This window comes from Paraburkholderia sp. SOS3 (assembly GCF_001922345.1).
In the GTDB taxonomy this organism is placed as follows: Bacteria; Pseudomonadota; Gammaproteobacteria; order Burkholderiales; family Burkholderiaceae; genus Paraburkholderia.
In genome coordinates this window covers 1,575,668-1,590,208 of sequence record NZ_CP018812.1, presented here as the reverse complement: position 1 = coordinate 1,590,208, position 14,541 = coordinate 1,575,668, and the positions used below count along the sequence as shown (strand labels likewise).

Annotated in this window: 11 protein-coding genes; 7 read left to right on the top strand and 4 right to left on the bottom strand. The window is 62.0% G+C overall.

All coding sequences use genetic code 11. From position 1 onward, the window contains the following. The first annotated feature begins 105 nt into the window (after positions 1 to 105). The 4 genes from trpC to BTO02_RS27115 all read left to right on the top strand — a co-directional run bounded on the left by trpC (position 106) and on the right by BTO02_RS27115 (position 4,079). Positions 106 to 897, top strand: a complete 792-nt coding sequence (gene trpC, locus BTO02_RS27130; protein WP_075160208.1) for an indole-3-glycerol phosphate synthase TrpC — start codon at positions 106 to 108, stop codon at positions 895 to 897. A gap of 423 nt (positions 898 to 1,320) precedes the next feature. Beyond that, positions 1,321 to 2,430, top strand: a complete 1,110-nt coding sequence (locus tag BTO02_RS27125; RefSeq protein WP_083615403.1) for a catalase family peroxidase — start codon at positions 1,321 to 1,323, stop codon at positions 2,428 to 2,430. Between the two features lie 144 nt (positions 2,431 to 2,574). Next, positions 2,575 to 3,123: an RNA polymerase sigma factor gene (locus BTO02_RS27120; RefSeq protein ID WP_075160207.1), complete on the top strand. Its 549-nt coding sequence runs from the start codon at positions 2,575 to 2,577 to the stop codon at positions 3,121 to 3,123. Continuing rightward, complete coding sequence (locus tag BTO02_RS27115; RefSeq protein WP_075160206.1) at positions 3,120 to 4,079, top strand: anti-sigma factor; 960 nt, start codon at positions 3,120 to 3,122, stop codon at positions 4,077 to 4,079. Before BTO02_RS27120 ends, BTO02_RS27115 begins: the two co-directional genes overlap by 4 nt. A gap of 195 nt (positions 4,080 to 4,274) precedes the next feature. Here the strand turns inward: BTO02_RS27115 and BTO02_RS27110 are convergent, their stop codons facing one another. Further along, positions 4,275 to 5,723 (bottom strand): helix-turn-helix transcriptional regulator, encoded by a 1,449-nt coding sequence (locus BTO02_RS27110; RefSeq protein ID WP_075160205.1) that lies wholly within the window; start codon positions 5,721 to 5,723, stop codon positions 4,275 to 4,277. Positions 5,724 to 6,140: 417 nt separating this feature from the next. On the opposite strand from BTO02_RS27110, the gene BTO02_RS27105 reads away from it, so the two are divergent. Then, a complete protein-coding gene (locus BTO02_RS27105; RefSeq protein WP_075160204.1) occupies positions 6,141 to 6,890 on the top strand; it encodes a winged helix-turn-helix transcriptional regulator in 750 nt (249 codons plus the stop codon). Positions 6,891 to 7,386: 496 nt separating this feature from the next. Next, positions 7,387 to 8,016 (top strand): helix-turn-helix domain-containing protein, encoded by a 630-nt coding sequence (locus tag BTO02_RS27100; protein ID WP_075160203.1) that lies wholly within the window; start codon positions 7,387 to 7,389, stop codon positions 8,014 to 8,016. A 27-nt stretch (positions 8,017 to 8,043) separates the two neighbouring features. Here BTO02_RS27100 and BTO02_RS27095 read toward each other — a convergent pair whose 3' ends face one another. Together BTO02_RS27095 and BTO02_RS27090 are read right to left on the bottom strand one after the other, a co-directional pair. Beyond that, positions 8,044 to 11,067 carry an FAD-binding and (Fe-S)-binding domain-containing protein gene (locus tag BTO02_RS27095; RefSeq protein ID WP_198039339.1) on the bottom strand — a complete coding sequence of 1,008 codons (3,024 nt, stop codon included), beginning with the start codon at positions 11,065 to 11,067 and terminating at the stop codon, positions 8,044 to 8,046. Between the two features lie 323 nt (positions 11,068 to 11,390). Further along, entirely contained in the window at positions 11,391 to 11,645 is a 255-nt protein-coding gene (locus tag BTO02_RS27090; RefSeq protein WP_075160201.1) for an H-NS family nucleoid-associated regulatory protein, read from the bottom strand. Positions 11,646 to 12,183: 538 nt separating this feature from the next. On the opposite strand from BTO02_RS27090, the gene BTO02_RS27085 reads away from it, so the two are divergent. Beyond that, positions 12,184 to 12,822 carry a LysE family translocator gene (locus tag BTO02_RS27085; RefSeq protein ID WP_075160200.1) on the top strand — a complete coding sequence of 213 codons (639 nt, stop codon included), beginning with the start codon at positions 12,184 to 12,186 and terminating at the stop codon, positions 12,820 to 12,822. On the opposite strand, the gene BTO02_RS27080 is transcribed toward BTO02_RS27085, so the two are convergent. Beyond that, the gene (locus BTO02_RS27080) at positions 12,797 to 14,467 is read right to left on the bottom strand and encodes an acyl-CoA synthetase (protein WP_075160199.1); all 1,671 of its coding nucleotides are present in this window, start codon (positions 14,465 to 14,467) and stop codon (positions 12,797 to 12,799) included. The two genes, BTO02_RS27085 and BTO02_RS27080, sit on opposite strands and share 26 nt — an antisense overlap. Positions 14,468 to 14,541 lie beyond the last annotated feature (74 nt).

The following is a 14,541-nucleotide window of genomic DNA, read 5'->3' as shown; positions in this document are numbered from 1 at the left end:
GATCACTCCATGTCTTTCCCTCCCGGCATTGGCTTCCATTCGTGCACGGCGTGTCGGCGCGAACGAACCGTTTTATTTCTTACCTTGAAGCCCAGCGAGATCACCATGTCCGATGTTCTGACCAGAATCGTTTCCGTCAAGCGCGAAGAGATCGCCGCGAACCGGCAAGCGAAGCCAATCGAGGTATTGCAGCGCGAAGCACAAGTGCAACCCGTGCGCGACTTCGTCGGCGCGCTGCGCGCAAAGCATGCGAGCGGCCTGCCCGCAGTCATCGCGGAAGCAAAAAAGGCAAGCCCGTCCAAAGGACTGATTCGCGACCCATTCGAACCCGCGCAGATCTCCGCGTCGTATCAGCGGCACGGTGCGGCCTGCATGTCGGTGCTGACCGACCGCAACTTCTTTCAAGGCTCCCCGGCGGATCTGACCGCCGCGCGCAACGCCTGCAACTTGCCCGTGCTGCGCAAAGACTTCATGGTCGACCCCTATCAGTTCCACGAAGCGCGCGCGATGGGCGCCGACTGCATTCTGCTGATCGCCGCGGCACTCGAACCCGCGCAAATGCGCGAGTTCGAAGCGCTTGCGCATTCGCTGAAGATGGCTGTGCTTGTCGAGGTCCATTCGCGCGAAGAACTGGACGTTGCATTGACGCTAAAAACGCCTCTGGTGGGCATCAATAACCGCAATCTGCGCACTTTCGAGGTCACGCTCGACACCACGCTAGGCATGCTGCGCGACATTCCGGAAGACCGGATCGTCGTCACCGAGTCAGGCATTTTGCGCCCCGCCGATGTCGAGAGGATGCGCGATGCGGGCGTCGACACGTTCCTCGTCGGCGAAGCGTTCATGCGCGCGCAGGATCCGGGCGCCGAACTCGCGCGGCTATTCTTTAATGCGTAAGTTAATCGCGTCGATAAAGAATCGCTAATTCAATTTTCGAAACAATCAAGACGAAAAGCGCTGCCGGACGTCGCTCTCCGGCGCGCGGAACTAAACAAATGACCATTTGGCACTAAACAAGCCGACAGAAATGAATGTGCGGGGCGTAAAGCCCGAAAGCGCTTGAGCATCTTTAACAGCCTCATTCGTTCGCCCTCCATCGCATTCGCCGTCTTTAATCCGAGCCCTAATTGAAATGCGCCCGAAACGCTGCATGGAGGGCGGCGCTCGGCTATACTCATCCGCCTGATTGCGCGCTGAACGACGCTCGCTGCTTCATAAGCGCGGGTTAGCGTCGAAAGGTCCTGGCGGGTCCTCGCCCGATGCAACGCATCGGGCCATCGCCCCGACGAACCAAAGGCCGAGCCAGGCTGGAAATTATCGATGGCGAAAACGTTCGAGTACCTGAATAAAGTGTTGCACGCGTCGCAGGCAGGGTGGGCTTCTCCATCGCTTCTGCTGCGTTACGCGATCATCGTCGTCGCGATCGGCGGGATTTCGTTCGCTTATGCGTTCTCCGCGGGCTGGGTCGGTTGGCCCATTCATCGCGCGCCGCTTTCGGCCACGCGCATCGTCAATACATTCGAATCCGTAACGGGCCCGCACCCGGGTTTCCGCCGTAATCACGCTAAAGGTATTTGCGTCACTGGCCGATTCGAAAGCAACGGTGCGGGCACCGCGCTTTCTCGCGCACACGTGTTCGCGCCTGGCGTGATTCCCGTCGTCGGACGCTTTTCGGTACCGGGCACGAATCCGACCGTAGCCGACGGAGAATCGCGCCTACGCAGCCTCGCACTGCGTTTCGCGGTTCCGGACGCACAGGAGTGGCGCACTGCGATGAACTCGGCGCCGATTTTTTCCGTGAGGACGCCGGACGAGTTCGTAGCGGAACTCGCGGCGCATCGCGTGGACAAAGCAACCGGGAAGCCGGATCCCGCCCGCATCGCCGCGTTCGAGGCACAGCATCCGGACGCGCGCGCATTTCGTGAATGGAACAGAGCACATCCCGCTTCGTCAGGCTTCGACAACGCAACGTACTACAGCGTCAGCGCATTCCGCTTCGTTAAAGCGGACGGCACTTCGCGATACGTGCGCTGGAGCATGGTGCCCGACGCTGCGTACCAGCCCGTCGATGCGACGCAACGCCGCGATCCGGATTTTCTCGCGCATCGGCTCGTCAACACGCTGGGTCGCGGTCCGTTGCGCTGGCATCTGATGCTCGCGGTCGCGCAGCCGGGCGATGCGATCAACGATGCGACGAGGGTCTGGCCGCAAACGCCTGATCGCGAGCGCATCGATGCGGGCACACTGGTTATCGACCACGCGGAGGCGCAAATCGATGGGCCTTGCCGCAACGTCGATTTCGATCCGCTGGTTTTGCCGGCCGGTATCGAGCCGTCCGCGGACCCGCTGCTCGCTGCGCGCTCGGCCACGTATATGGAGTCGTTTTACCGGCGCATGTCGGAAGAAGTTCGTTACTCAAGCAAACGTTAGCGTTAGAACAAGCAATGCTCAGCAGACTTTATTACGAGAAGTTAAACTCGTATGTTGCCGTGTGTTCCCATCTACGGCCGCACCAAGCGTCGCCTTGGACGACGCGTTTCGATTACTACAAGGGACAAACGAGGAACTCCGTCGATGACCGACGCAGACTTACCCAGCCTCCTGCCGGGCATGCTGCCGCGCCTGTGGGCGTTCGCGCTGCGCATCACCGGTGATCAGCACGATGCGGAGGATCTTGTTCAGCGCGCGTGCGTGCGCGCTCTCGAGCGTGCTCATCAGTTAAGGCCCGGCACGGCGCCGCTTAGCTGGATGTTTTCTATTGTGCATTCGACATGGATCAACGAGTTGCGCGCACGCAGCGTGCGCAGCCGCTCCAGCATGCAATGGGACGACGCATTGCTCGAAACCGTTGCCGACCCGGCTGCACGTTCGCCTGAAGTTCAAGTGATGAACGGACAGATCATCGATGCGGTCTCACGCTTGCCGGAAGCACAACGCGTCGTTATGCTTTTGGTTGCGGTGGAAGGCCTGAGCTATAGCGAGGCTGCAGAAGTCCTCGAGGTGCCAGTCGGAACGGTCATGAGCCGTTTGTCGCGGGCACGCCAGGCCATAGGTGCGCACTTCGGCGTGCGGGAAGGCCAGAAAATGAAGAATGCGGTTAAGAGCAAGGGCGAAGTGTCATGAAACTGGACGACATGCTACTCATGGCGTATGTCGACGGTGACCTATCGCCTATCGAACGTCAGGAAATCGAAAAGGAGATCGCGGCTTCTCCCGAAGCGGCCGAGCGTGTAGCGCTGTTTTCAGCATCGCGTCTGCCGTATAACGATGCGTTCGCCGACCAGAAGCTGCCTCCGGTCCCCGAAAGCCTGACGAAAAAAATCGAAGCTCTGGCGCGCGCTCATACGGCGCCGGCCAGCGCTGCATCTGCGTCGTCGTCTGCATCCGAACCTGTGTCGTCGGACCGCAGCGCGAACGACGCGCACATTGAACATGACGCGAAAATGCCGCCGTCTGCGCCCGTGCGTTCGCGAATGCGCGTCGCGCCTGCGTGGCTCGCGGTGGCGTTCGTGGCAGGCGCGTTCTGTTTCGGCGGGGTATTGCGTCTCGCACCGGGCCTCAACCCTGCACAGAGCGCGTTGACCACCGCATCGAATGGACCTTCGACGTGGATTCGGGCAGTAGTCGATTATCAGAAGCTTTATTCGCGTGAAACCGTTGCGTTCGGCCCCGTCGACACCGAGACGTCCGCGCAAACGGTCGCGCAGATCCGTCAAGACGACAAACTATCGTTGCGCGTGCCCGACCTGAGCTCTGCCGGTCTCACGTTCAAGCGCGTCACGCGTCTGCGTTTTCAGGGCAAGCCGCTCGTGCAGATCGAGTATTTGCCTCCGGAAGGCCCGCCGGTTGCATTGTGTGTGATGAAAGACATGCGGCCGGACGTGGCAGTCGCGCAGGCGACCGTGTCCGATATGAACGTCGTCACGTGGCGGCAGGACGAGTTGCACTACGCCCTTGTCGGCGGGGAGAACAAGGGCCTTGATCTGATGGCGATCGGCAAGCAGATCTCCGGGCAAGGCGTCGATCAACTGTTCGGCAAGGCCAATTCGGCTTCGGCGGAGCACCGCACGCTAGGTTAGCCCGCTCTTTCCAGATCAGCGAGACCAGAAACGCTTAGCCGCTCGAGCCTTCCCGCTTTCGGCTAAGCGACCAGGTCGGCTCACACCATCCGTTTCGTCAATCGCGGCGTGCGCGAGCACAAAAAAAGAAGGCGATGACGCGCATGCGTCATCACCAATGGGAACACCGTTTAAAGCGAAATGCCGCTGCCTGGCCTAGCGATTCAGCGTATCGGAAGGCGCTTCGTTGAACTCGCGGCGATAGCTGTTCACGAGCGTCGAGCGGTTGCTGACGCCCCACTTGTTCGCCGTGGCGAGAATGCCGTTTTCGTGTGCACCTTCGGATGTCTGCAATTCGGCGCGGATGCGTTCCATGCGCAGGCGGCGCACGATCTCGCTCGGCGTCGAACCGAGGCTGCTCTTGAACGCGCTTTGCAACGCGCGCTCGGTCACACCAATTTCACCGGCGATCTCGCGAATCGACAGATCCTTGCGATCGAGATTATCGACCAGATACCGGTACGCGCGGCGATAACGCGCAGGCAGCCGCGCGCCGATATCGTCGAGTTGCTCCGGCACACGCACCGTGCGCTGCGCGTAACGCGCGAGCGCGCCCGCTTCGTCACGAATGCAGCGCATCGCCGTCAGCGCATAGCGCGTGTAGACGCGCAGCGATTCCGCGTTGCGCTCCTGCTGATGGCGCAGCTTCGCGAAGCAGTACAGATACTCGAGCTGTCGATGGCTTTGCGGCATCCGCACTTCCGCATTGAGCAGCGTGAGGATCGATTCGGCCAGCGCGGGCGCGCCGCCGGCGAGGCTCGCGAGCACGATCTCGATGCGCACCGCGCCCTGGTAGCTCGCGATACCTTGCTTACCCGCCCAGTCCGCATGTGCGCCGAGCACATGGCCGACGTCGCGCTGGCCGTTCGCGAGCTGCATCAGCTGCTTGAGGTAATCGGTGCGTGCGCGCAGGAGCGGCATCTGCACCGTGTATGTGCTCACGCGCGGCGTCGTACCCTGCATCGGCGCGATGCGCGGCGCACCCTCGCCGGCAAGGCCCGATTGCCAGTATACGTGGTCGCTCAACTCCGGATGCGAGCGCAGCTCGCTTTGCGTGGCGACGTCGAAACGCACGGCCGTCAGCAGTTCGCGCCAGCCGCGTGCGTTTTTGAGCGTCGTGCTCGAATCGTCGATCAGATCGTCGAGCGCGTCGAGTACGCCGTCCGCATCCCGTAGACGGCCAAGGCCGAACAGCACGCCGAACATGCCGAAGTAGCCTTCGAGGCGCAGCGCCAGTTCGCTGCCCGGCTGGTCGACGAGGCGCATGAAGCACGACATCGCCGTGCCGTAGCGGCAGCGGAACAGCGCCTGCCAGCCGGCGTTGCGGCAAGACGCGAATCGCACCTGTTCCTTCGACGCGCGCATCAGCTTCTGCGCTTCCCGGTACGACTCCTCGGCATCGACATCCATGCCGACCGCCATCTGTAGATCGCCGTGCAATTGCAGCAGGCCGGGAAGCAGATCGGGATCGCAGGTGTCGACGTGGCGCGACGCCTGGGCGGCGGCGGCCTGTATCCGGCCCTCGGAAATGAGCTCGGTCAATGCGGGAGGGATCGATGTCGACGTCAACATCGAGACGTAGGGGAAGTAGAAGGTGGCAAGCATGGCGGGCTCCGTTGGCGATTCTGTGCGGACGTGTCAAACGTCCGGGTGCCCGGGCAAACCCGAACACCGCAACGGAACCCAATGTAGCCAAATCGTCGGCCGGGATTCTCAATAATCCCGCACGTTACATGAACTTGAGCATTGTTGAGGATTGACGACCCTCGAAGGTTCGCTTCCCGGCACTTTCTTTCATTTTCCGTACGCTTGCCGAATAACTTTCGGCTTTGCGTGTGAGGCAACACTTCGCGCGATCAGATGTGCAGCTTTCGGATGCAAAGTGGGAATACGCCCCCTCTATCGCGTGTTGTGTTGGACAGAGCACGACGCGACGACCGTTCGTAGCCAACGACCATGGACCTGACCCGCCGGGGTGGATTGCGCTTCATTGCGAAGCGCGGTGATCGTTACGGAGAAATCATGCAGATTGCCTTTTACACACAAAACGACCACTTGTTTCGCGAGATCGACAAGGCATTCGAAGAGGACGGCAACTACCGCTGCATCCGCTTTACGAGCGAGCTTCCGTTGATCCGTTTTCTCGAACGTCACGATGCGGCGCTCGTGCTGTTCGACGCGGGCCGAAGCGTCGCCGCCGGCCGGGGCGTGCTGTCGTGGCGCGCCTGCCACTTCCGCCGCGACCTGCCGGTGATGATGATCGGCCAGTCGTGGGACACGGACAGCATCATCGAGGCGCTCGACGCCGGCGTCGACGAGATAGCGGTCGGCACGCCGAGCGCAAAGGAAGTGCTGGCGCGTGCGCGCCGCACGATCGCGAAGAACGGCGGCGGCACGCATTCCGACAGCCGCATTTCGCTCGGCGAATACACGATCGACCGTTCGACGAGTGCGATCAGCATCAACGGCCAGCACATCAAGCTGACCGCGCGCGAACTGACGCTCGCATGGCTGCTGTTCGCGAACGCCGGCACGCTCCTCACGCGCGAACAGATTGCGCGCGCGGTCTGGGGCAAGGAGGCGATCATCGCGAGCCGTTCGATCGAGCAGCATATCTACAAGCTCCGCAGCAAACTGTCGCTCGGTGAGCACAGTAATCTCCAGCTCAAAACCGTCTATTCGATCGGCTACGTGTTCGACCTCGTCAAAACGCGGCCCGCCACGGTCGCGTCTGCGAGAATCAGCGAAGCCGTCGTCGCCCATCCGTTCTGATTGCACCCCATGCAAGTTTGGTGGCGTGTCCCGCCAGGTTCCGGCACCAAACTCGCATAGGTGCATTTTTAGCCTATTGGGCAGGTTGAACGAGCACAGTAGCGAAGGAGCGCGCGGCGACACGAACCTCCGCAGTCAATTAATGCCGTTCGGCGGAATAGTCGGCCTCGCTGCCTGTTGAGAGCGCGGCAAGGCGGCAATCGCATCGCGCGTCATGTGTGACAGTTGTGTGAATGATCTGCGCGATGTAGCGGCGCGTCCGCTGTTTTCCGATGGGAAACACGGCGCGCTCGCTGGCAACCCCTGTATTCGTGGTTCGAGGCACGCGCGCCAGCCGCTCGCAATTCGGATGTTATTATCGGAAACAACGACGGATCGATTGCACCGGTACTGAGCCGATGGACTGAGCCGCTCGCCTGAGCCGATCAATGCGGCAGTCGTACGGCGACCTCTCTCTATCGTGCGCCGCCAACCGTCTCCCACACACGCCACGCACATGGATACCGCTTCCGCCAAACCCGCCGAGTCCGCGACGTCTGACCTCGGCCGGCGCGTGCGCGCCGCGCGGGTCGCGCTCGATCTGACGCTGGAAAACGCGAGCCGCCTGTGCGGCGTGTCGCGCTCCACATTGTCGAAAGTGGAAAACGGGCTGATGTCGCCGACCTTCGACGTGCTGCAAAAGATCGTGCTCGGCCTCAAAATCGATCTGACCGACCTGTTCGGCGCGACGCAGAAATCAGGCGCAGGCGGCCGCCGTGCAGTCACGCGCAAGAATGGGGGGCAGCGTCACGCGTACCGCGGCTATCAGATGGAATTGCTGGCGACGGATCTCGCCCACAAGGCGATGCTGCCGTTTCGCATCCGCATTTCCGCGCACACGCTCGATGCGTTCGACGATTGGGGCCGCCACGAAGGCGAAGAGTTTCTCTATGTGATCAGCGGCAGCGTGTGCCTGTACTCGGAGTTGTACGCACCGACGCATCTGAATGCTGGCGACAGCATCTATTTCGATAGCCGTACCGGTCACGCGGCGGTGTCGACGAGCGAAGAGGACGCCGACGTGCTGTGGGTGGCGACGGGCGCCGAATTCGTGCAGCCGAACGCCGAACCGGCCAGGAAAAAGTAGCCGGCCGGCTGTTTCCGCACAACTGCTCTAGACCGCGGTCGCCGCCGTCGCGCGACTCGCTTGCGCCGAACCTTGCGCGAGCGCCCGCTGCGCAAGTTGCGCGATATGCAGCGCATGCCGGCCTGTCCCATGTTCGATCTGCTCGCGGCAGCTAAAGCCGTTGGTCAAGACGATCGTCTGTTGCGAAGCCGCGCGTACGGCAGGGAACAGCTTGTCTTCGCCGATCTTCTCCGACATTGCGTAGTGCGCTTCGTTGAAACCGAACGAACCCGCCATGCCACAGCAACCGGTATCGAGCAACTTCCACTGCACGCCAAGGCGCTCGAGTAGCGCCGTGTCGCCTTGCATGCCGAACAGCGTCTTCTGATGGCAATGACCGTGCACGATGACTTGCGCATCGAGTTTCGGCCACTCGAACGGCTGTCGCGCGACGAAATCGGAGAACAGGAAAGTCTGCGCGGACAGGCGCCGCGCTGCGTCACTGTCGGGCAGCTGTTTGAGCAATTCGTCCTTGAAAACCGACAGGCAGCCGGGCTCGAGCCCGACGAGCGGTACGCCGGCGGCAATGTCGTCGGCGAGATCGTCGAGCACGTTCACGAGCAGTTCGCGCGCGCGATCGAGCAGGCCAAAGTCGTACAGCGGCCGGCCGCAACACAGGCGCTTCTTCGGCAGAACGACCTCGAAACCGAGACGCGTCAGCACATCGGCTGCCGCCGAGGCGATCTCGGGCGTGAAATGGTCGTTGAACGTATCGACCCACAGAATGACCTTATTTGCCGATGCACCGCGCGCGTCGAGCGCGCTGCCTGTATGGCCGGCTGCGTTCGAGGTCGTCTTCTGCTGCTGTTGCGCTGCGATCTGCCGGTACGTGCGTCGCGCGAATGCGGGCAACCGGCGCGCCTGTGCCACGCCCGCGACCCATTTGCCGATCGGGCCGATCAGCGGCGCCGACGTCATCAGATTCGCGAGCGGCGCGACGCGCGCGGCAAACGGCGCCCATTCGCCGATGCGCCCCATAAACCATGCTTGCCGCGGACGGCGATGCTTCTCGTAGTAATGCGAGAAGAACTCGGCCTTATACGACGCCATATCGGTATGTGTCGGGCAATCGGATTTACAGCCCTTGCACGCAAGGCAGGTGTCGAGCGCCTCCTTGATCTCTTCGCTTTGCCAGCCGCCTTTGATCGTCTCGCCTTGCAGCATCTCCCAGAACAGATGTGCGCGGCCGCGCGTCGAATACGCTTCCTCGCGCGATGCGCGATAGCTCGGACACATCGTGCCGCCTTCGAGCGAGCGGCATTTGCCCATGCCGATGCAGCGCTCGACGGCACGCCGGAAGCCATCGCCCTCGCGGCTCGCGAACGTGAGCTTCGTTTGTATCGTGACGGGCTTGTACGTCGGACCCATGCGCAGGTTCTCATCGGCGCGGTAGGGATGCACGACCTTGCCCGGGTTCATCCGGTGCTGAGGATCCCAGATCGCCTTGAACTGCTCCATCGCCTGCATCAGTTCGTCGCCATACATCACGGGCAGGAACTCGGCCTTCGCCTGACCGTCTCCGTGCTCGCCCGACAGCGAGCCGCCGAACTCGACGACCAGATGCGCCGCCTCGCGCAGAAATTCGCGCCAGTGGCCGATGCTCTCGTGCGTGCGCAAGTCGAATGTGATGCGCGCATGCACGCAGCCGTCGCCGAAGTGGCCATATAGCGACGTCTCGTAGCCGTAACGGTCGACCAACGCCTGAAATGCGCGCAGATAATCGCCGAGCCGCATCGGGTCGACAGCGGCGTCCTCCCAGCCGACCACCGGATCGGGACTGCCGGGCTCGATCGTCAATGCGACCGCCGAGGCACCCGTCTCGCGAATCGACCACACCTTGTTTTGCAGCGCGCGCGCCTCGACCAGCTTCGTCGACACATTGGGACCGGCCTGCCCTGCTTCGAAATAACGCGCCGCTTCCTGTGCGGCGTGCACGGCGGCCTCCTGCGTATCGGCGCCGAATTCGAGCACGACCCACGCGTCGCCCGGCGGCAGCAACGCAATTTCCTCGGCCTTCAGGCCGCGCGCCTGCAAGCCGCGAATCATCACACGATCGAGTCCTTCGATCGCGATTGGCTTGAAGCGCATGAAATGCGGCACGGCGTCGGCCGCGACGTAAATATTGTCGAAGCCGACCACCAGCATCACGCGCTGCGCCGGACTATGCACGAGGCGCACCTTCGCTTGCAGCGTGACAGCGCACGTGCCTTCGGTTCCTACGAGTGCGCGCGCGACGTTAAAGCCGTTCTCCGGCAACAATTGATCGAGGTTGAAGCCCGAGACACGGCGCTTTATTTGCGGGAATTTCGCGCGAATCTGCGCAGCGTACCGGTCGCGCAGCGCTTTGAGCGCCGCATAGATCTCGCCCTGACGACCGCCCGCGGCAATGATGCGCGCGAGTTCGTCTTCGGACGTGGGGCCAACCCAGAAACGCGCGCCATCGTAGGTCAGCACTTCGAGCGCTTCGATGTTTTCGACCGTCTTGCCGGCCATGACCGAGTGCGCGCCGCACGAATTGTTGCCGATCATGCCGCCGAGCGTGCAGCGGCTATGAGTCGCCGGGTCCGGCGCGAATGTCAGGCCATGTTGCTCGGCTGCGTCGCGCAACGAATCGCAGACCACGCCCGGTTCGACGATCGCCGTGCGTGCCGCCGGATCGACCGACACGATGCGGTTGACGAATTTGCTCGCATCCGCAATGACCGCGACGTTGACGCACTGCCCGCTCTGCGATGTGCCGCCGCCGCGCGGCAGAACCGGCACGTCGTTGCGCTCGCAGGCGGCGATCGTCGCGATCAGATCGTCAATATCTTGCGGCACGACGACGGCAATCGGCACCTGCCGGTAATTCGACGCATCGGCTGCGTAAAGCGCCTTCGAACCCTGATCGAAGCGCACTTCGCCTCGCACGCGCCCGCGCAGATCGGCTTCGAGCCGCTGCAGCAGGGCGGCGCTGCCGCTAAACGGCTTCGCCGGTTGCGCGCGCGCCGCGCGTGGAGTTTCGTCGATCAGCTGGTCTTCGCTTGAATTCACACTGTCCTCGCTTATGCGGACACGCCGGCAACGGAGCTCCAACGCTCAGCGCGTTCGCTCGCGCCGACCTCCGCGATCGGCGCCCCACCCACCTCATGCGCACCGTAACATTCACAGGCGCCCTGTCAAATGCGTCACATGCAGGGTCCGGTCCGCCCCATTGCAAGCAGCGGAAGAGTCACGCAGCTTTCACATTGCGGCGGTAAAGTCCGGCCTGCGAGTCATCTCGCAACGAAACTCCTAGCAGTTTTTTCAGCCCGCATAAGCGGGCTTTTTTTCGCGGGCTTTTTTCGTCGAGCCGCCTAACAACGAAAATGCTCGATATCCTGCCCCGCGTTGATCGCGCGCGTGAGCCAGTCCGGGCGTTCGCCCTTGCCGTCCCATGTGTTGCCGTAAGCGTCGCGGTATTTCGGAGTCGCCGCATCTTCGGTTAGCGCTGCGGCCAACGCTTCGATTGAAATACCGTACTCTTCCATGCGGCGTCTGATCCACACGATCAGCCGGTCGCGCGCCTCACCGTCGGCGTCGAACAATCGATGTTCCTCTCGTTCTTTCATAAAGTATCGATATCGCGGCTCGATTTGCGCGCGTTATAAAACACAAAGGCTTCGCCATTTCAGCGAAGCCTTTAGACGAACCAGACGGACGAGGCAAGCGGCCCTGACGATACAGGAATACCGGCCATACCCAACAAGCCTGATTGACGGCGAATGCCCGCCCGCGATTTACCTTGCGCGTCAGATGAGTGGTGTGCGTGAATCATATGCGGCATGGCCGTGGCGAGCGTTCGCTGATGGAACCCAGTGCGTCGCGGGTCGCTTCTCTGATTTGCCTGCGATTCTACACTGATTTTACGCAGCGCCAGGTGACGGACAATCGTGCAGTGCAACGGCAAGAACCGCGCCGGCTCGATGTTTGCGGACAGCGCGCCGGTTTTTCCGCCGGTATAAATTCTTTATTGACCCGAGCAAAAAATATTCTTTTGCACAGCGCTGCGGCGGCGGCCCGTCGAGGACATGCTATCGTGCAAGCCTGTTCGTCGCGTCATCGCGCCTGCATTGCGATTTAGCAAAACCATCTCACGGAGGACATTTTATGACCGCTCAAGCCGCCATCGCCGCGATCCTCGGCGCACTGCTGATCGGCGCCATGAGTCCCGGCCCCAGCTTTCTCGTGGTTGCACGCAACGCTATCGGTCTGTCGCGACGCGACGGCCTTGCTACCGCACTAGGGATGGGCATTGGCGGCGTGTTCTTTAGCGGCATCGCGCTTTTGGGTCTTTACACGGTATTGGCCGCGGTCGAATGGCTATATGTGAGCTTAAAAATCGCTGGCGGCCTTTATCTGATTTATATCGCGTCGAAGATATGGCGCGGCGCGGCCGCGCCGCTCACGTTCGACGGCATGAAGACCGACGCGCGCGGCGATACGCGGCGCTCGTTCTGGGTCGGTCTCTCTACGCAACTGAGCAATCCGAAAACTGCGATTTTCTATGGCAGTATCTTTGCCGCGCTGCTGCCGCAACACCCGCCGGCATGGTCGTATGCCGTGCTGCCCCCTGCAGTGTTTGCGATCGAAGCCGGCTGGTACACGCTCGTTGCCGTGTTCTTTTCGAGCCGCCACGCGCGCGAGCTTTACGCGAAAGCGAAGAAGGGCATCGATCGCCTCGCCGCGACGGCGATTGCGGCGCTCGGCCTGCGGCTGATTTTTACCGCGCACCGCGCGGGACTGTGACGGGATTTGAAACATCGATTGCGTGTGCCGATTTTACGCGTGCACGCAGTTCGAACTTCTGGATCTTGCCGGTAGACGTTTTCGGCAATTCACCGAAAAACACGGCTTTAGGCACCTTGTAGCCCGCAAGCAGCATCCGGCAGTGCGCGATCATCTCATCGGCTGTGGCGCGCGCACCCTCTTTGAGCTCGATAAACGCACACGGCACTTCGCCCCACTTCGCATCGGGCATCGCGACCACCGCCGCCACCGACACCGCCGGGTGCCGGTACAGCGCGTCTTCCACTTCGATGCTCGAGATATTCTCGCCGCCCGAGATGATGATGTCCTTGCTGCGGTCGGTAATGCGGAAGTAGCCGTCCGGCATCAGCACGCCGATATCGCCGGTGTGAAACCAGCCGCCGCGGAATGCCTCCGCGGTCGCGTGCTGGTTTTTCAAATAGCCCTTCATACAGATATTGCCGCGAAACATGACCTCGCCATGCGTTGCGCCGTCGCACGGCACCGGTTCGAGCGTTTGCGGATCGAGCACGGCCGCGGCCGCCTGCAGGTGATATCGCACGCCCTGGCGCGCGTTCATGCGTGCGCGGTCATCGTCGCATAGTGCGTCCCAGCCCTGCTGCTTCGCGCAGACAGACGCGGGCCCATACACCTCGGTCAAGCCGTAGACGTGCGTGAGATCGAAGCCGATTTCCTTCATTCGCGCAATGACCGCGGGAGATGGCGGTGCGCCTGCCACCATCGTCGACACCTGATGCGTGATCCCCTGGCGCCATTCGGCAGGTGCATTTGCGAGCGCGCTCTGCACGATCGGCGCGCCGCAATAGTGCGTCACGCGCTCGCGACGAATCAGGTCGAACACCGTCTTCGCGTCGAACTTGCGCAGGCAGACGTTGACACCTGCGCGCGCCGCGATTGTCCACGGAAAACACCAGCCATTGCAGTGGAAAAGCGGCAGTGTCCACAAATACACGGCATGCTTCGGCATGTCCCATTCGAGAATATTGCTGAGCGCGTTCAGATATGCGCCGCGGTGGTGATAGACGACGCCCTTCGGATCGCCCGTCGTTCCCGACGTGTAGTTCAGCGCGATCGCGTCCCATTCGTCGGCGGGCGGCGTCCAGACGAAGCGCGGGTCGCCGTCGAGCAGGAATGCTTCGTAATCGGTCGCACGCGAAAACGCGAGTGCATCGGCAGGCAGCGTATCGCTGACACTGACGATGCGCAGCGACGGCAATTCGAGCGCGGCGCGCTGAGTGAGTTCGGCGAATTCGTTATCGACGATCAGCAACTTCGCCTCGCCATGGCGCAGCATGAAAAGAATCGATGCGATATCGAGCCGCGTATTGATGGTATTAAGCACGGCGCCGGCCATCGGCACGCCGAAATGCGCTTCGATCATCGCGGGGATATTCGGCAGCAGCACTGCCACCGTGTCGCCGCGGCCGATGTTCGCGCGTTGCAGCGCGCTTGCGAGGCGGCATGCGCGCTCGTGCGTTTCGCGCCAGTTGCGCCGCACGTCGGCGTATACGATGGCTGGGCGATCGCCGTAAATCTCGGCGGCGCGCGCAATGAAATCGATCGGCGTGAGCGGCACGTAGTTCGCTTCGCAGCGGCCAAGGCCTTCGTCGAACATGTGCGTCATCGCGTCTCTCCTCGAACGTCCGCACCGTCGCACCGACACGGTCCAAATCGGGCTGTGCGACGCAACGCGAGCTT